Source organism: Enterovirga sp. CN4-39, from assembly GCF_049446235.1.
Taxonomy (GTDB): domain Bacteria; phylum Pseudomonadota; class Alphaproteobacteria; order Rhizobiales; family Beijerinckiaceae; genus Enterovirga.
In genome coordinates this window covers 1-16,002 of the sequence record NZ_JBMSEF010000009.1, presented here as the reverse complement: position 1 = coordinate 16,002, position 16,002 = coordinate 1, and the positions used below count along the sequence as shown (strand labels likewise).

Below are 16,002 nucleotides of genomic sequence, written 5' to 3'. Positions count from 1 at the left end.
CATATGATCAAGGGGAGAGAGCTCACGCGTAGGCGCCTCGCCGCGCTGGCAGGCACGGCCGCCGCCGCCATGGCCGTGTCGAGCCTGCCGGCCGGCGCGCAGGAGAACTGGCCGCAGCGCCAAGTCATCATCGTGGTGCCGTTCACGGCCGGCGGCACGACCGACATGTTCGGGCGCATCTTCGCCCAGGCCATGCAGGCGAAATACGGCCAGCCCTTCATCGTGGAGAACAAGGCCGGTGCAGGAGGAACGGTCGGCGCGGCCTCGGTCGCGCAGGCGCCGAAGGACGGCTACACGCTGCTCGTCGGGACCGCGAGCACGCATGCGATCGCGCCCTACGTCTACAAGCGCCTGAGCTACAACGCCGAAACCGATTTCCAGCCGATCAGCCTCTTCGCCCAGCTGCCGAACCTGCTCGTCGTCAGCCCGAAGATGCCGGTGAAGACCTTCCCGGAATTCGTCGCGTACCTCAAGGCGAACTCGGGCAAGCTCAGCTACGGCTCCTCCGGGGTCGGCGCCTCGAACCACCTGCCCGCCGAGATGATCGCGAACCTGACCGGGACGAAGATGGCGCACGTGCCCTATCGGTCCTCCGGGGACATCATGACGGCCATCGCGGGCGGGCATATCGACCTCGCCTTCGACAACATGACGCTGGCCTGGCCGCAGGCGGAAGCCGGCACCGTCCGGGCGATCGCCGTGACCAGCAAGGACCGGAGCCCGACGGCGCCGGACGTGCCGGCCATCGCGGAGACGATCCCGGGCTTCGACGTCGCGACCTGGCATGGCCTCTTCGCGCCCGCGGGGGTCCCGCGCGCGATCGTCGACAGGATCGCGGCCGACGTGAAGGCGATCTACTCGACCCCGGACGTCCAGGCGAAGCTGAAGGCGGTCGGGGCCGTCGCGGCCCCGAACACCCCGGACGCGTTCACGATGTTCTCGGCCGCGGAGCGCAACAAGTACCGGGACATCGTCAAGGCCTCCGGCATCGAGCCGCAATAGCCGGCCTCGCCTCGCGCGGGACGGTTCTCCCGTCCTCGCGAGGCCCCGAGCAGACGTTATGGGCCGGCTATCGGCCGGCCCGCCTTTCCGGCTTCGCTGCAGCGCGCTATGAGCGGACCACATCAGTCCACGGGGCCTCGAGCCCCAAGCGCAAGGTGAGCGACAATGCCCAAGATCAAGGTGGCCAACCCCGTCGTCGAACTCGACGGCGACGAGATGACCCGGATCATCTGGCAGCTCATCAAGGACAAGCTGATCCATCCCTATCTCGACGTCGACCTCGAGTACTACGACCTCGGAATCGAGTACCGCGACAAGACGAACGACCAGGTCACGATCGATGCCGCCAACGCCATCAAGAAGCACGGCGTCGGCGTGAAATGCGCCACCATCACGCCCGACGAGGCGCGCGTGAAGGAATTCAACCTGAAGGAGATGTGGAAGTCGCCGAACGGCACGATCCGCAACATCCTGGGCGGCGTGATCTTCCGCGAGCCGATCATCTGCAAGAACGTGCCGCGCCTCGTGCCCGGCTGGACGCAGCCCTTCGTGATCGGCCGCCACGCCTATGGCGACCAGTACCGCGCGACGGACTTCAAGGTTCCGGGCAAGGGCCGGCTGACGGTCAAGTTCGAGGGCGAGGACGGCACCGTCATCGAGAAGGAAGTGTTTAACTTCACGGGCTCCGGCGTCGCGATGTCGATGTACAACCTCGACGAATCGATCCGTGACTTCGCCCGCGCCTCGTTCAACTACGGCTTGGCCCGCAAGTACCCGGTCTATCTCTCGACGAAGAACACGATCCTGAAGGCCTATGACGGGCGCTTCAAGGACATCTTCCAGGAGATATTCGACGCCGAGTTCGCGAGCCAGTTCAAGACGCTCGGCCTCACCTACGAGCACCGGCTGATCGACGACATGGTCGCCTCCTGCCTCAAGTGGTCGGGCGGCTATGTGTGGGCGTGCAAGAACTACGACGGCGACGTGCAGTCCGACACGGCCGCGCAGGGCTTCGGCTCGCTGGGCCTCATGACCTCCGTGCTGATGACGCCGGACGGGAAGACCGTCGAGGCCGAGGCGGCGCACGGCACCGTGACCCGGCACTACCGCGAGCACCAGAAGGGCAAGGAGACCTCGACGAACTCGATGGCCTCCATCTTCGCCTGGACCCGCGGCCTGCTGCACCGCGCCAAGCTCGACGACAACGCGGAGCTGAAGCGCTTCGCCGAGACGCTCGAGAAGGTCTGCGTCGACACCGTCGAGTCGGGTTACATGACGAAGGACCTCGCGCTCCTCGTCGGCGCCGACCAGAAGTGGCTTTCGACCACGGGCTTCCTCGACAAGATCGACGAGAACCTGAAGAAGGCCATGGCGGCCTGAGGCAGAGCGATCGGGCCCTGCCTGGACCGAGCCTGCGATGCCGCGGGCTCGGTTCGAATCCATCGCGGCAGGACTGGAAGAGTTTCTGGGTGGCGTACCGCGCTTTGCGCCAACGCCACGCGGAGCAAAGCAATGGATCGGACCGAACGGCAACGTCGTTCGGTTCGACATAAGCCCCGGCCAGTACGGCCGGGAGGGACCGCACATCAACCTAGAGACGGCAGCCCTTCCGAGGAATAATCCGGCCTACGTCAATCGCCACATCAGATTGAGGTGACAGATGGACCCCAATGAGATGCAGGCATTTGCTGATCGATGTGTCCAGACGGGCCGCTTCGAGACGGCTATCGCGATGTACCTGCACATGGCCGAAGGCGATCCATCGCTCGATGGCGGCTCCCTGGGTCACGCGATTGGCGCCTGCTACGAAGGGCTCGGCGATCTGCACGCCGCACGCTACTGGTACGGGCGGGCGGCTGAAGAGAACCCTGCGATCGAGCTTTATCGACGCGATTTCGAGCGCATGGCCAATGTCCGGGCCGAGGATCTTCTGTCCGCCGCCTGACACCCGACCGAGGGCCGTCTTGTCCCTCCGGGCGAACCGAAAGACCTCTGGGAGCGTTCGAAGCCGAAAGGGAGACGTCCGATGCTGTCTGGCGGATGCCAATGCGGCGCCGTGCGCTACCGGCTGCTGAGCGAGCCGACCGGGCCGTCGATCTGCCATTGCCGCATGTGCCAGAAGGCCTTCGGCAACTACATCGCCCCGCTCGCCGGCGTCCCGCGCGCGGACCTGGTTTGGACCAGGGGAACGCCGGGCGCGTTCCGGTCCTCCGAGGCGGTGGAGCGCGGCTTTTGCCGCGATTGCGGCACCCCGCTCTACTACACCGTGCTCGAGCACGACCGTATCTCGATCTCGATCGGCTCGCTGGACGATCCGGACCGGGTTCTGCCGGCGAGCCAGTTCGGCGTGGAGAGCCGCCGCCCCGTCTTCGCCCGCCTGCACGAGCTACCCGACGAGGCGACCGAGGACGGAACCGGCCCGGATCTTCTGGCCCGGATGGCATCACGCCAGCATCCCGACCACGATACGGAAAGCTGGCCGCCGGCTGCCTGAGGCCGGGCGGCTCAGGCCGCCGCAACCGCCTCGATTTCAAGCAGCCAGGTCTCGTCGAAAATCCCGGCGATCACGACCGTGACGGCCGTCTCGCGTGCGCCGAGCACCTCGTTCCGGATCGTGCGGTTCGGGAGCGCGTAGCGGCGATCGGACAGGTAGGTCCGGCTCATGACGAGGTTGTCGAGCGTCATGCCGGCCGCGCGAAGCTGCGCCTCGACATTGCGCCACACGAGCCGGCACTGGGCCTCGAACCCCTCCGGCACCTTGCCGTCGATATCGACGGGCGTCTGGCCGCTGATGAACAGGACGCGCGACTGGCCGGAAATCTCGCGCGCCTGGACGTAGCCGGTGCTCGGCTTGTGCACGCCGGGCGCATTGATGGAGCGGCTCTGCATCTATCCCCTCCCCTGGCGGGCCCTCTCGAGGCCCGCCCGCAGCCGCATGGCGCGGCCGGCAGAGGATAGGGGATCGGCCGGAACTCGGCGAGCCGTCAGGCCGCCGCCAGCGCCGCCTCCACGGCCGCAAGCGCCGCCTCGGCCTGGGCTCCGTCCGGTCCACCGGCCTGGGCCATGTCGGGCCGGCCGCCGCCGCCCTTGCCGCCGAGCGCCGCCGCTCCCGCCCGCACGAGATCGACGGCATTGCGCGCGCCGACCTGGTCGGGCGTGACGCCGACGATGATGGAGGCGCGCTCGTCCTTGTCGACGGCGACGAACACGACGACGCCTGAACCCAGGCGCTTCTTGGCCTCGTCGACCAGGGGCTTCAGGTCCTTCGCGGGCACGTCGCGCAGCACCTTGCCGAGATAGTTCACGCCGCTGACGACCCGGATCTCGTCGGCGGAGCCGGCGCCGCCACCGCCCATGGCGAGCTTGCGACGCGCTTCCGCGAGCTCGCGCTCGAGCCGCCGGCGGTCCTCGACGAGGGCGGACAGGCGCTCGGGCGCCTCCGCGACCGGTGCCTTCAGGATCCCGGCGATCTCGCGCAGGGTGCGGCTCTCGCCCGCGAGGTAGCGCCGCGCCGTCTCGCCGGTCAGCGCCTCGATGCGCCGGACGCCCGCCGCCACCGCGCCCTCGGACACGACCGCGATCAGCCCGATATCGCCGGTCCGGACGACATGGGTGCCACCGCAGAGCTCGACGGAGAACCACTTGCCGTCGGCCTCGCGGTCCGTGCCCATGGAGACGACGCGGACCTCGTCGCCGTATTTCTCGCCGAACAGCGCCCGGGCGCCCGATTCGACGGCCTCGTCGACGGCCATCAGCCGGGTCACGACGGGCTCGTTCTGCAGGACGAGGCGGTTGGCGATGTCCTCGACCTCGCGAAGCTCGGCATCCGTCATCGGCTTCGGATGGCTGAAATCGAAGCGAAGGCGCTCGGCCTCGACGAGCGAACCTTTCTGGGCGACGTGGTCGCCAAGGACGCGGCGGAGCGCCTCGTGGAGGAGGTGCGTCGCGGAATGGTGGCCGCGGATCGCCGAGCGGCGGCGGGTATCGACCTGCAGCTCGACCGCCGCGCCGACCGCGAGCGTGCCCTGCTCCACGGTGGCATGGTGCACGAACACGTCCCCGAGCTTGCGCTCGGTGTCGCCCACCTGGACGAGCACGCCCGGACCCCGGATGGTCCCGGTATCGCCGACCTGGCCGCCCGACTGGCCGTAGAACGGCGTCTGGTTCAGGACGACGAGCCCGCTCTCGCCGGCGGAGAGCGATGCGACCTCCTGGCCGTCCTTGAGGATGGCCGTGACGACCCCCTCGGCGGCCTCGGTGTCGTAGCCGAGGAATTCCGTCGCGCCGACCCGCTCCCGCAGGCCGAACCACACGGTGTCGGTCGCCGCCTCGCCCGAACCCGACCAGGCGGCCCGCGCCTTCTCGCGCTGCCGCTCCATGGCGGCCTTGAAGCCGTCCGTGTCGACGCCGATGCCGCGGGACTTCAGGGCATCCTGCGTGAGGTCGAGCGGGAAACCGTAGGTGTCGTACAGCGTGAAGGCGGTCTCGCCGGAGAGGGACTGGCCCTGGGTGAGGCTACGCGTCTCGTCCTCCAGGATGGCGAGGCCGCGCTCCAAAGTGCGGCGGAAGCGGGTTTCCTCGAGCCGCAGCGTCTCGACGATCAGCGGCTCGGCGCGGGTCAGCTCCGGATAGGCCTGCCCCATCTCGCGGGTCAGGGCCGGCACGAGCCGCCACATCAGCGGGTCCCGCGAGCCGAGGAGCTGCGCATGCCGCATGGCGCGACGCATGATGCGCCGGAGGACGTAGCCGCGACCCTCGTTCGAGGGCAGCACCCCATCCGCCACCAGGAAGGATGCGGCACGCAGGTGGTCGGCGATGACGCGGTAGGAGGCGCGGGTCGCGTCCTCGGGGGCGCGGCCGATCTGGTGCGCGACCGCATCGATCAGGGCCCGGAACAGGTCCGTGTCGTAGTTCGAGTGCACGCCCTGCAGGATGGCGGCCATGCGCTCGAGGCCCATGCCGGTGTCGATCGAGGGGCGCGGCAGCGGGACGCGCTGGCCGGGCTCGATCTGCTCGAACTGCATGAAGACGAGGTTCCAGAATTCCAGGAACCGGTCGCCGTCCTCGTCCGGGCTGCCGGGCGGCCCGCCCTGGAGAGCGGGACCCTGGTCGATGAAGATCTCCGAACAGGGGCCGCAGGGGCCGGTATCGCCCATCTGCCAGAAGTTGTCGGAGGTGCCGATGCGGATGATGCGGTCATCCGGGAAGCCGGCGATCTTGCGCCAGAGGCCGGCGGCGTCCTCGTCATCGGCATAGACCGTGACCAGGAGCCTGTCCTTGGCGAGCCCGAACTCCTTCGTGATCAGGTTCCAGGCGAGCGTGATCGCCTCTTCCTTGAAGTAGTCGCCGAAGGAGAAATTCCCGAGCATCTCGAAGAAGGTGTGGTGCCGGGCCGTGTAGCCGACATTGTCCAGATCGTTGTGCTTGCCGCCGGCCCGCACGCATTTCTGGGCTGTCGTCGCACGGCTGTAGGGCCGCTTCTCGACGCCCGTGAAGACGTTCTTGAACTGCACCATCCCGGCATTGGTGAACATCAATGTCGGATCGTTGCGGGGCACGAGGGGCGAGGAGGCCACGGCCTCGTGGCCGTTCTTCGCGAAGTAGTCGAGGAAGGTGGACCTGATCTCGTTGACGCCGGACATCGCGAGGGGAACCTGAAATGCGCGCGGCCGCCGGTCGGCGGCCATTTGGGCCGAGTTCTAGTGACGGCTCAGGAACTTGTCGAGCAAGGCCCTCGTTCGGCGGCGCACCGATCTGATATTCGGCGCGCTTGGTGGCTTCTGCCCAATCCGGCAGCCCTGGCCTCGCCGCCTCTAGGCCGCGTCGGCCAGCCCGGGAACGGGGAGCAGGGCGGCGGCAGGAATGTGCCAGGCAGCACTGATCCGGGCGATCATTTCAGGCGTGAGCGGACGCTTGCCGTGGAGCACCTCGGATGCCCGGGACCTGGATCCCAGGATCGCGGCAAGCTCGCTCTGGGTCCTCCCGAGTTCCTCTATGGCGTACCGCAAGACCTCGACTGGCCCGGCTGCGGGCACCTGGTGCTCGCGGCTTTCGTAGGCGGCAATCAGAGTCGTCAGGACGTCGAAGCGATCCGCTTCGGGCGTATCGGGTTCGGGCGGCTGGTCGAAATACCGGGATACCTCCGCCAGAGCCCAGTCGAGATCCGCTTCGGTTCGGATGGGTCGGACATCCATCACACCTTCTCCGCGTCGTTCCCGCAGTGGGAACAAGGCCGATCGAAGATGGCGGGTACACGCTCGGTCACGCCCGAGCGTGTACCCATCGTCGGCGCGTCTCCGTCGAGGCCCTGCCTACGGCTCACCCTCGTCCAGGTCGTCCTCCGTCGGCGTCGCATTCTCGAGAATGCGCTCGGCGAGGAGGCCGGAATTCTGGCGGATCGCATTCTCGATGCGGTTCGCCACGTCCGGGTTCTCCTTGAGGAAGGTCTTGGCGTTCTCGCGCCCCTGACCGAGACGCTGGCTGTCGAAGGAGAACCAGGCGCCGGACTTCTCCACGATGCCGCCCTTGACCCCGAGATCGATCAGCTCGCCGACCTTCGAGATGCCTTCGCCGAACATGATGTCGAACTCGACCTGCTTGAAGGGCGGCGCGACCTTGTTCTTGACCACCTTCACGCGGACGGAGTTGCCGATCGCCTCGTCGCGATCCTTGAGCGTCGAGACGCGCCGGATGTCGAGGCGGACGGAGGCGTAGAATTTCAGCGCGTTGCCGCCGGTCGTCGTCTCCGGCGAGCCGTACATGACGCCGATCTTCATCCGGATCTGGTTGATGAAGATGACCATCGCCTTGGAGCGGGAGATGGAGGCGGTGAGCTTCCGGAGCGCCTGGCTCATGAGGCGCGCCTGCGAGCCCGGCTGCACGTCGCCCATCTCGCCCTCGATCTCGGCCCGCGGCGTGAGCGCGGCGACCGAATCGACGACCAGGACGTCGATCGCACCCGACCGCACCAGCGTGTCGCAGATCTCCAGCGCCTGCTCGCCCGTATCGGGCTGCGAGATCAGGAGGTCGTCGAGCTTCACGCCGAGCTTGCGGGCGTAAACGGGATCGAGCGCATGCTCGGCGTCCACGAAGGCGCAGATGCCGCCCTTCCGCTGGGCTTCCGCGACCGTGTGGAGGGCCAGCGTCGTCTTGCCGGAGGATTCGGGGCCGTAGATCTCGATCACGCGGCCGCGCGGCAGGCCGCCGACGCCGAGCGCGATGTCGAGGCCGAGCGACCCGGTCGGCACCGTCTCGATCTCGACCGCCTTCTCGTTCTTGCCGAGACGCATGATCGAGCCCTTCCCGAAGGAACGTTCGATCTGGGAAAGCGCGGCGTCCAGCGCTTTGGTCTTGTCCATGGAGGGGCTTTCGACGATTCGAAGGGCTGACTGGGCCATTGGGCAAGTCCTTATGGCAGGCTGGACGGGTCGGCTCAATGCGTGCTGCCCGGGATTTGTACCTGTTTTGTTCTCATCGCACAAGATCTCGCGCTGTGGGCCGACATGGAAGTTCCTGCTCGCCTTCGCTGGCTCGTGGATCCCGGCTTTCGCCGGGATGAGCGGGTCACGCTCTCCCGTGCGGGAGGGTCGGACGGCGCAGCCGGTCGGGGTGAGGGACCGACCTGGGATGTGAAGCGACACGCTCACAGCAAAGTCGGGTGCGGATGCTTGCCCTGGGGAGTCCTGCCCTCACCCCATCCCTCTCCGGCAGGGGAGAGGGGGCGCGGCGGCGCGCTCGAGCCAGATCCTGAAATCGCCCACGCCGAGACTTCCCCTCGGGGATCCCGAGAGGGTGGTGCGGGAGGTCGGGCGGCACCGCTCCGGCGGGCGGATCGGATGCCGGAAGGGAGTGTCGGAACCCGCGGGCGCTCTCGCCCGGACCTCCCGCACACGGTGTTTGAGGCTTGCTTCGGCGAACCCCCGGGAGGGTGACCTTTCTATCCTCCCGCTGCGTCCTCCTGGACCCGCGAGGGCCCCGGGACAGTGACCGGCAGGCTCAGCCAGCCGGGATTGCCGACTTGGGCCGCCCGGGGTGCCGGTGCGTGACGCCGACTTCCCCGGACCACCGTTCCCGACCCGCACGAGCCACGCTGCGCACACGCCCCTCTGTGGGCCGGGACAGGCAAGGACATAGGATAATATTCTGGTTTTGTCAAGACTGCCCGCCGCTCACATCGGGGAAGCCCGGTACCAGGCCCGACCGGCTGCCGGATCCCGGCTTGCGCCGGGATGAGCGGAGGCGGAGGCGGCGGCCGCTCAGCGCTGGATCGCGCCCTTCACGGTCTCGACCAGCTGCTTCAGGCTGAAGGGCTTGGCGAGGAACGAGAAGCTCTCGCCCTCGGGCAGGTGCTTGGCGAAGGCGTCTTCCGCATAGCCCGACACGAAGATGATCTTCAGGTCCGAACGGCGCTTGCGCAGCTCTCCGAGCAGCGTCGGGCCGTCCATCTCCGGCATCACGACGTCCGACACGACGAGGTCGATCGCGCCCTCGTGGGCATCGACGATCTCCAGCGCCTCGACGCCCGATGCGGCCTCCAGCACCGTGTAGCCGCGGGCGGACAGCGCGCGCGCATTCACCGCACGGACGGCGTCCTCGTCCTCGACGAGCAGCACGGTGCCCTGCCCTGTCATGTCGGCCGCGCGCTTCTCCTCCTTCGGGTCCTGCTTCGCCGCCGCCTCAACCTCCGGGACGAAGCGCGGGAGGTAGATCGAGAAAGTGGTGCCCTTGCCGACGGCGGAATCGACGTAGATGAACCCGCCCGACTGCTTCACGATGCCGAACACGGTCGAGAGGCCGAGGCCCGTGCCCTTGCCGAGCTCCTTGGTGGTGAAGAAGGGCTCGAAGATCTTGTCGAGCAGATCGGGCGGTATGCCGGTCCCGGTATCCCCGACGTCGATGCGGACATAGTCGGCCGCCGGCATGCCGCTGAGATCGAGCCTGCGGGCTTCGGCCTCGTCGACGTTCTCCGTCGCGATCGACACCGTCCCGCCGTCGGGCATGGCGTCGCGGGCATTCACCGCCAGATTGATGATCACCTGCTCGAGCTGGTTCACGTCCGCCTTGACGAACCAGAGGTCGCGGCCCTGCCGCATCTCCAGCTGGACACGCTCCCCGAGCAGACGCTTCAGGAGCAGCGAGAGATCGGACAGCGTTTCGCCCAGCTTCACGGTCTCGGGGCGCAGCGTCTGGCGCCGCGAGAAGGCCAGCAGCTGGCGCACGAGGCTCGCCGCCCGGTTCGCGTTCTGCTTGATCTGCATCAGGTCCTGGAAGGACGGATCGGTCGGCCGGTGGCTCGCCAGCAGAAGGTCGGAATAGCCGATGATGGCCTGGAGCACGTTGTTGAAGTCGTGCGCGACGCCGCCGGCGAGCTGGCCGATCGCCTGCATCTTCTGCGCCTGGGCGAATTGCTGCTCCAGCAGCCGCTGGTCGGTCGTGTCGAGCGCATAGAGGATGGCGCGGTCGCCTTCGGCGGAATCGCCGTCGGCCACGGCGCTCACCCAGAACCGGGCCGAGCGGCCGCCCTCCCGCGCGAGCGTGACGTCGAGCGCCCCGCTCTCCCCGGAGATCGCGCCGGCGAGCGAGGCTTCGAGCCTCGCGCGATCGGGCGGCGCCACGAGGTCGAGGGCCGAGTGGGACCCGCCGCGCCCGGATCCGAGGCCCGGTCCGAAGAGCTTCGTGAAGGACGGGTTCGAGCCGACGATGCGGTAGCCGGCATCGAGGGTGGCGATGGCGAGCGGCGACGAGTTGAAGAAGCGCGCGAACCGCACCTCCGCGGCGCGCTGCCCGTCCTCGATCTCCGCGCCCGCCGAACGGTCGAGGACCAGGGTGCGGGACGGGCCGGCCTTGCCGTCCGGCCCGAAGGCGACGCGGTGATAGAGCCGCACGGGGAGCGTTCCGCCCTGGCGGCGGCGGAGATCGAGGTCGAGCGTCTCCGTCCGCGACTTTCCGGGCGAGCCGGAGGCCGAGATGAGCATCGCGACGACGTCGTCCGGCATGATGTCCGGCAGCTTCAGCCCGCCCGACCCGACCTTGGCGAGATCGTGCCCGAGCCATTCCGCCAGGGTCGCGTTCATGTAGACGATCGAGCCCAGCCGATCGGTGGACAGGAAGCCCGCCGGGGCGTGGTCCAGGTAGTCGATCGCGTGCTGCAGCTCCTGGAAGACCGTCTCGTGCCGCTCGCGGTCGTCGGTGACATCCGTCACCGTCCAGAGCGTCGCGGGCCGGGCTCCCGGCCGGGGGATCGACCGCACCCGCAGGCGGTACCAGCCGAATTCGCGCGCGCCGCCGAGAGCGGGGCTGAGCCGGACCTCCTCCGCGGCGGTCTTGCCGTCCCGGGCCGCCTGGGCGAGCCGGTAGACCGCCTCCGAAATCTCCGGGCCGCCCGTGAAGAGGCGCTCGACCGTCCTCACCTCCTGGCTCTTCTCCGCGCCCGCGAGCCGCAGATAGCGCTCGTTCGCGTAGATGATGCGGCCGGTATCCTCCACGACGAGCAGCCCGTCCGCGGCCGTGTCGGCGAGGACCTTGGTGAGGTCGTTCCGCGCTCCGGAGCCGGCGAACTGCACCGTCCCGATCGCCACGGCGAACACGAAGAACACGCCGATCATCGCCAGGACGGCGAGGAGCCCCAGGATCAGGGGCTGCGCCTGCTCGTTCGGGACGAAGCTCAACCCGGCGAAGGCGGCGACGAAGACGACGCCGAGCACCAGCAGCAACCCGACATAGCCGGGGCGCTCGGACCGATCGATCGCGGATCCGTTCGAAGCTTGCGTATACTCGGCCATGCTGCCGCGTCGTCCTCCGGCTGGGTCCCGTTACGATGCGCGCCGCTTCAGCCGCAAGACGAAGCCAATCACCTCGGCGACGGCCTTATAGTGCTCGACCGGGATCTCCTCGTCGATCTCGACGGTCGCATGCAGTGCGCGGGCCAAGGGCGGGTTCTCGATTATGGGAACCTGATGCTCTTCGGCGACACTCCTGATCCGGAGCGCGAGATCGTCCACCCCTTTCGCGACGCAGATCGGAGCGGCCTGGCCGGCTTCGTACCGCAGCGCGACCGCGAAGTGAGTCGGGTTCGTGACGACCACGGTCGCGTTGGGCACCTCCGCCATCATCCGCTTGCGCAGGCGCTGCTGCCTGATCTGGCGCAGCTTCGCCTTGATCTCGGGATTCCCGTCCTGCTCCTTCAGCTCGTCCTTGAGCTCCTGCTTCGACATCCGCAGGCGCTTCATCCACGAGAACCGCGCGACGATGTAATCGGCAATCGCGACGACGGCGTAGATCGCCAGGATGACGCCCAGCAGCCGCAGGGCGATGCCGACCATCGCACGCACCAGGTCCGCGACGTCGAGCGTGATCAGCGCCTCCGCCCGGTCGTGCTCCGCCCAGAGCGCGACGCAAGCGACGACGCCGACGATGAGGATCTTCAGGAGGCCCTTGCCGAAGCGCCCGAGCGCCTGGAGGCCGAAGATGCGCTTGAACCCCGCCATGGGCGAGAGGCGGCTGAATTGCGGCTTCAGCGGCTGGGTGGTCCAGACGAGCCTGTGCTGGAGAAGCCCGCCCGCGAGAGCCGCCGCGACGAGGATGCCGAGCGGCAGCGCGAGGACCTGAAGCGCGGTCACGAGCGCCCGGCGGCCCGCGCCGAGCATTCCGGCGGGATCGGCCGGGACGAGGTGCGCGTTGCCGAGGTAGTGCCTGAGTTCCAGCGTGAGCGTCTGTCCCGACCAGCCGCCCGCGAGAAGCAGCGCCAGCGTCATGGCGCCGAGCGCCAGGAAGGTCGAGACCTCCTGGCTCTTCGCCACCTCGCCGCGCTTGATGGCATCGTCGAGGCGCTTCTGCGTCGGCTCTTCTGTGCGATCCTCGCGGTCGGCTCCCTCTGCCATCAGCCCATTCCGAGCTGGGACAGGAAGGCGCCGAGCTGGCCGAGATAGACGCTCATCATCATGCCGAGCGCGGCCAGGAGGACGAGGACGCCGATCAGGATCGTCAGCGGCATCGCCAGGAAGAACACCTGCATCTGCGGCATGAGCCGCGACAGGATGCCGAGGCCCAGGTTGAACAGGAACGCGAAGGCGATGAACGGCGCCGAGATCTGGACGGCCAGCCGGAACGCGCGGCCGACCGCGCCGATCGCCAGCTGGGCCGCATCGCCGGCCTCCGGCAGCCGCGCGGGCGGCAGGAGTTCGTAGCTGTTGCCGATCGCCGCGATCGCGAGGTGATGCAGGTCGGTGGCGAAGACGAGCGTGATGCCGAGGAGCGTCAGGAAATTGCCGATCGCGGCTTCCTGCCCTCCTCCCTGCGTCGGGTCGATCGTCATGGCGAAGGACAGGCCGAGCTCCTGCGCCACGATGTTGCCGGCCGTCTGCAGGGCGGAGACGACCATCCGGGTGGCGAGCCCGAGCATGAGGCCGATCGCCACCTCGCCGATCATCGTCCCGATCACGACCTGCGGCGCATCCCCCGCCGGGAACAGGTTCCGCACGATCGGAAGCAGGAGCAGGGTGAGGAGGAACGCGAAGGCGAGCCTGAGGCGCGCCGGCACCAGCCGCTCCCCCGTTCCGGGCAGCAGCATCACCAGCGTGCCGACCCGGGCGAAGGTCAGCATGAACAGCGAGGCGAGTTCCGGGATCGCGAAGGTCACGTCCGTGCCACCCCGCGCCGGAGCCGGACCATGATGCGGATGTCAGCCCCCGGAGGCGATGCGCAGGGCGATCCGCCCCATATAGGACGCGAGCGCATCGGCCATGAAGGGCAGGAAGAGGAGCATGGCGCCGAACACCGCCACGATCTTCGGAACGTAGACCAGCGTCTGCTCCTGGACCTGGGTGAGGGCCTGGACCAGGGACACGATGAGCCCGACCGCCAGGGCGACGAGCATCAGGGGCGCGCTCACCTTCAGGAAGGTGCCGATCCCGTCGCGGGCGATGTCGAGAATGGCCGCGCCGGTCATGTCAGATCGGCATCCGCATGATTTCCTCGTAGGCCGCGATGACCTTGTCCCGCACGGCGACGAGGGTCTGCAACGCCGTCTCGCTCTCGGCGACCGCGGTCACGACCTCGACGAGATCCGCCTTGCCGGAGGCCGCAGCCATGGCCTGGGCCTCGGCCTTGCGGCCCGATTCGGCGACGCTGCCGACCGCCCGCTCGAGCATGGACGAGAAGTCCCCTGCCCCGGCGACGCCGCCGAGCCCGGAGCCCGCCGCCCCGGTCGTGGAGGATAGCAGCCGCTGGGTCGCCGCATAGGCGCCCGCTCCCGCAGTGATCGACATGATCGGCTGACCTCATCTAGGCGCGGAGGATCTCGAGCGTGCGCGAGATCATCCGGCGGGTGGCGGTGACGATGTTGAGGTTCGCCTCGTAGCTGCGCTGGGCCTCGCGCATGTCCATCGTCTCGACGAGCGTGTTGACGTTGGGCAGCTTCACGTGGCCCGTCGCGTCGGCTGCGGGGTTGCCGGGATCGTGCCTGGTGCGGAACGGCGCCTGGTCCCGGGCGACGCGGCCAAGCGAGACGACGCTCGCGCCGAGCTCGCGATCGACATGCTGGCCGAAGGTCGGGATCTTGCGGCGATAGGGATCCGCGCCGGGCTTCTCCCCGACCGAATCGGCATTGGCCACGTTCTCGGCGATCACGCGCATGCGGCCGGATTGGGCCCGGAGGCCCGAGGCCGCGATGCCGAGGGAGCGGAGGAAGTCCATCAGATGCCCCGCCCGCTGACGGCCGTGCGCAGCATCGCCAGGCTCTTCTGGTAGAGCGTCGTCGCGAGCTGGTAGTCGGACTGGTTGGAGGAGACCTTGAGCATCTCGTCCTCGAGGCTGACGGCATTGCCGGAGGGACGGGTCTCGAACCGCGCGCCGTTCGCGGTCTCGACGCTGCCCTGGGACGAGCCGAAGGCGAGGTGCAGCGGGCTCGTCTGCGCGAGCGGGAGGCTGCCGGAAGCGGGGCGGGCGGAGCTCGGCTCCTTCAGCTCCCGCGGCTTGAACCCGGGCGTGCTGGCATTCGCGACATTCTCGGCGAGCACCTTCTGCCGCGCCTGATGCCAGTGCAGCTTGCTCTTCAGCATCGAGACGAGAGGCAGGTCGGTGATCGACATGGGGGCCCGGGCCAACTCGGCAGGTTTTGCCGCCGTTATGGTTAACCGCGGGTTAAGCCGCTGAAGAGACTTGTTTGTATTCCGAGCAGTCCGGCTCCAGATCGCGCGGAGGTTGTGCCGCGGAGCGACAGATCCGCGACATCGCGGAGTTGACGTGCTAGATCGGAACAAGATTGTCCCGTCTCGGGTCTTGCAGCCCGGGGGGGCCGCATGGGACGGACCCCCGTCGCAATCCGAGAGAGTCGCGTCTTGCTGTCGATACCGGGCATCGAGAACCTACCACCAGCCGTGAAATACGTGATCGCGTTCGCGATCATCTTCATGCTCCTGGCGCTCTTTGCGCTGGTACTCCGGCGACTGACCGGCGGACGCCTCACGTTGTCCAACGACCGGGGGCGTGCGCGCCAGCCCCGGCTCGGAATCGTCGACGTCTACGATCTCGACCGGCACCGCCAGCTGATCCTGCTGCGGCGGGACAACGTGGAGCACCTGCTCCTGGTGGGCGGTCCCAACGACGTGGTGGTCGAGACGAACATCGTCAGGGTTCCGGGCGCGCGCCTGCCGGCCGCGGAGATTGCGGAACGTCTCGACGCTCCCGCCGAGCGCCCGCCGGAACCAGCCCCGGTCCGCCCGGTGCTCGAGCCGGTGCCGGCGCCCGTGCGGCCTGCTGCCCGGCAAGCCGAGCCGGTCGTCGCGGGGCATTCCGGCCGTGGGGAGAGCCCGCCTTCCCCCGCAGCGCCAACGCCGATTCGGCCGGCCGTGGTCGCCGGCGGCGGAGCGCAGGAGCGGCCTTCGCAGCCCCCGGCTGCCCGCGGCCCCGACAGAAGCCGCGCGACGCCCGTCGCAGCGCCTCCCCCGACGCCGGCGCCCGCGCCCGCCCCGCGCCCTGCAGCCCCCGCGGCGCCGGCCAATC

At 68.6% G+C, this 16,002-nt stretch carries 15 protein-coding genes and 1 pseudogene; 5 read left to right on the top strand and 11 right to left on the bottom strand.

Translation table 11 applies throughout. From position 1 onward, the window contains the following. Positions 1 to 3: 3 nt before the first annotated feature. The 4 genes from ACO2SS_RS15550 to ACO2SS_RS15535 all read left to right on the top strand — a co-directional run bounded on the left by ACO2SS_RS15550 (position 4) and on the right by ACO2SS_RS15535 (position 3,496). Positions 4 to 1,002 carry a Bug family tripartite tricarboxylate transporter substrate binding protein gene (locus ACO2SS_RS15550; RefSeq protein ID WP_423278598.1) on the top strand — a complete coding sequence of 333 codons (999 nt, stop codon included), beginning with the start codon at positions 4 to 6 and terminating at the stop codon, positions 1,000 to 1,002. Between the two features lie 165 nt (positions 1,003 to 1,167). Beyond that, positions 1,168 to 2,382: an NADP-dependent isocitrate dehydrogenase gene (locus ACO2SS_RS15545; protein WP_423278597.1), complete on the top strand. Its 1,215-nt coding sequence runs from the start codon at positions 1,168 to 1,170 to the stop codon at positions 2,380 to 2,382. A 280-nt stretch (positions 2,383 to 2,662) separates the two neighbouring features. Further along, the gene (locus tag ACO2SS_RS15540) at positions 2,663 to 2,947 is read left to right on the top strand and encodes a hypothetical protein (RefSeq protein ID WP_423278596.1); all 285 of its coding nucleotides are present in this window, start codon (positions 2,663 to 2,665) and stop codon (positions 2,945 to 2,947) included. Between the two features lie 81 nt (positions 2,948 to 3,028). Beyond that, positions 3,029 to 3,496 carry a GFA family protein gene (locus ACO2SS_RS15535; protein WP_423278595.1) on the top strand — a complete coding sequence of 156 codons (468 nt, stop codon included), beginning with the start codon at positions 3,029 to 3,031 and terminating at the stop codon, positions 3,494 to 3,496. A gap of 11 nt (positions 3,497 to 3,507) precedes the next feature. Here ACO2SS_RS15535 and ACO2SS_RS15530 read toward each other — a convergent pair whose 3' ends face one another. The 11 genes from ACO2SS_RS15530 to flgB form a co-directional block, all read right to left on the bottom strand. Then, positions 3,508 to 3,891, bottom strand: a complete 384-nt coding sequence (locus tag ACO2SS_RS15530; protein WP_423278594.1) for a RidA family protein — start codon at positions 3,889 to 3,891, stop codon at positions 3,508 to 3,510. A gap of 95 nt (positions 3,892 to 3,986) precedes the next feature. Next, positions 3,987 to 6,644 (bottom strand): alanine--tRNA ligase, encoded by a 2,658-nt coding sequence (alaS, locus tag ACO2SS_RS15525; protein WP_423278593.1) that lies wholly within the window; start codon positions 6,642 to 6,644, stop codon positions 3,987 to 3,989. A 171-nt stretch (positions 6,645 to 6,815) separates the two neighbouring features. Continuing rightward, positions 6,816 to 7,196 (bottom strand): helix-turn-helix domain-containing protein, encoded by a 381-nt coding sequence (locus ACO2SS_RS15520; RefSeq protein ID WP_423278592.1) that lies wholly within the window; start codon positions 7,194 to 7,196, stop codon positions 6,816 to 6,818. A 117-nt stretch (positions 7,197 to 7,313) separates the two neighbouring features. Continuing rightward, positions 7,314 to 8,399, bottom strand: coding sequence for a recombinase RecA (recA, locus tag ACO2SS_RS15515; RefSeq protein ID WP_423278591.1), 1,086 nt, complete (start codon positions 8,397 to 8,399; stop codon positions 7,314 to 7,316). Between the two features lie 858 nt (positions 8,400 to 9,257). Continuing rightward, entirely contained in the window at positions 9,258 to 11,783 is a 2,526-nt protein-coding gene (gene cckA, locus ACO2SS_RS15510; RefSeq protein ID WP_423278590.1) for a cell cycle histidine kinase CckA, read from the bottom strand. A 30-nt stretch (positions 11,784 to 11,813) separates the two neighbouring features. Continuing rightward, positions 11,814 to 12,881, bottom strand: a complete 1,068-nt coding sequence (flhB, locus tag ACO2SS_RS15505) for a flagellar biosynthesis protein FlhB (protein ID WP_423278589.1) — start codon at positions 12,879 to 12,881, stop codon at positions 11,814 to 11,816. After that, complete coding sequence (gene fliR, locus ACO2SS_RS15500; RefSeq protein WP_423278588.1) at positions 12,881 to 13,639, bottom strand: flagellar biosynthetic protein FliR; 759 nt, start codon at positions 13,637 to 13,639, stop codon at positions 12,881 to 12,883. The genes flhB and fliR overlap by 1 nt, the downstream gene beginning before the upstream one ends. A 42-nt stretch (positions 13,640 to 13,681) precedes the next feature. Then, the gene (fliQ, locus tag ACO2SS_RS15495; RefSeq protein WP_423278587.1) at positions 13,682 to 13,948 is read right to left on the bottom strand and encodes a flagellar biosynthesis protein FliQ; all 267 of its coding nucleotides are present in this window, start codon (positions 13,946 to 13,948) and stop codon (positions 13,682 to 13,684) included. Between the two features lies 1 nt (position 13,949). Continuing rightward, positions 13,950 to 14,267 (bottom strand): flagellar hook-basal body complex protein FliE, encoded by a 318-nt coding sequence (fliE, locus tag ACO2SS_RS15490; protein ID WP_423278586.1) that lies wholly within the window; start codon positions 14,265 to 14,267, stop codon positions 13,950 to 13,952. Between the two features lie 16 nt (positions 14,268 to 14,283). Continuing rightward, complete coding sequence (gene flgC / locus ACO2SS_RS15485; protein WP_423278585.1) at positions 14,284 to 14,694, bottom strand: flagellar basal body rod protein FlgC; 411 nt, start codon at positions 14,692 to 14,694, stop codon at positions 14,284 to 14,286. Continuing rightward, positions 14,694 to 15,089, bottom strand: coding sequence for a flagellar basal body rod protein FlgB (gene flgB, locus ACO2SS_RS15480; RefSeq protein ID WP_423278584.1), 396 nt, complete (start codon positions 15,087 to 15,089; stop codon positions 14,694 to 14,696). The genes flgC and flgB overlap by 1 nt, the downstream gene beginning before the upstream one ends. Before the next feature lie 249 nt (positions 15,090 to 15,338). Here flgB and ACO2SS_RS15475 point away from each other — a divergent pair. Beyond that, positions 15,339 to 16,002 (top strand): annotated as a pseudogene (locus tag ACO2SS_RS15475) (hypothetical protein); the annotation flags it as partial.

Excerpts from the sequence above, each read along its gene's own strand:
- ACO2SS_RS15550 (WP_423278598.1), top strand. The coding sequence starts at position 4 with ATGATCAAGGGGAGAGAGCTCACGCGTAGGCGCCTCGCCGCGCTGGCA.
- ACO2SS_RS15545 (WP_423278597.1), top strand. The coding sequence starts at position 1,168 with ATGCCCAAGATCAAGGTGGCCAACCCCGTCGTCGAACTCGACGGCGAC.
- ACO2SS_RS15540 (WP_423278596.1), top strand. The coding sequence starts at position 2,663 with ATGGACCCCAATGAGATGCAGGCATTTGCTGATCGATGTGTCCAGACG.
- ACO2SS_RS15535 (WP_423278595.1), top strand. The coding sequence starts at position 3,029 with ATGCTGTCTGGCGGATGCCAATGCGGCGCCGTGCGCTACCGGCTGCTG.
- ACO2SS_RS15530 (WP_423278594.1), bottom strand. The coding sequence starts at position 3,891 with ATGCAGAGCCGCTCCATCAATGCGCCCGGCGTGCACAAGCCGAGCACC.
- alaS (WP_423278593.1), bottom strand. The coding sequence starts at position 6,644 with ATGTCCGGCGTCAACGAGATCAGGTCCACCTTCCTCGACTACTTCGCG.
- ACO2SS_RS15520 (WP_423278592.1), bottom strand. The coding sequence starts at position 7,196 with ATGGATGTCCGACCCATCCGAACCGAAGCGGATCTCGACTGGGCTCTG.
- recA (WP_423278591.1), bottom strand. The coding sequence starts at position 8,399 with ATGGCCCAGTCAGCCCTTCGAATCGTCGAAAGCCCCTCCATGGACAAG.
- cckA (WP_423278590.1), bottom strand. The coding sequence starts at position 11,783 with ATGGCCGAGTATACGCAAGCTTCGAACGGATCCGCGATCGATCGGTCC.
- flhB (WP_423278589.1), bottom strand. The coding sequence starts at position 12,881 with ATGGCAGAGGGAGCCGACCGCGAGGATCGCACAGAAGAGCCGACGCAG.
- fliQ (WP_423278587.1), bottom strand. The coding sequence starts at position 13,948 with ATGACCGGCGCGGCCATTCTCGACATCGCCCGCGACGGGATCGGCACC.
- fliE (WP_423278586.1), bottom strand. The coding sequence starts at position 14,267 with ATGTCGATCACTGCGGGAGCGGGCGCCTATGCGGCGACCCAGCGGCTG.
- flgC (WP_423278585.1), bottom strand. The coding sequence starts at position 14,694 with ATGGACTTCCTCCGCTCCCTCGGCATCGCGGCCTCGGGCCTCCGGGCC.
- flgB (WP_423278584.1), bottom strand. The coding sequence starts at position 15,089 with ATGTCGATCACCGACCTGCCTCTCGTCTCGATGCTGAAGAGCAAGCTG.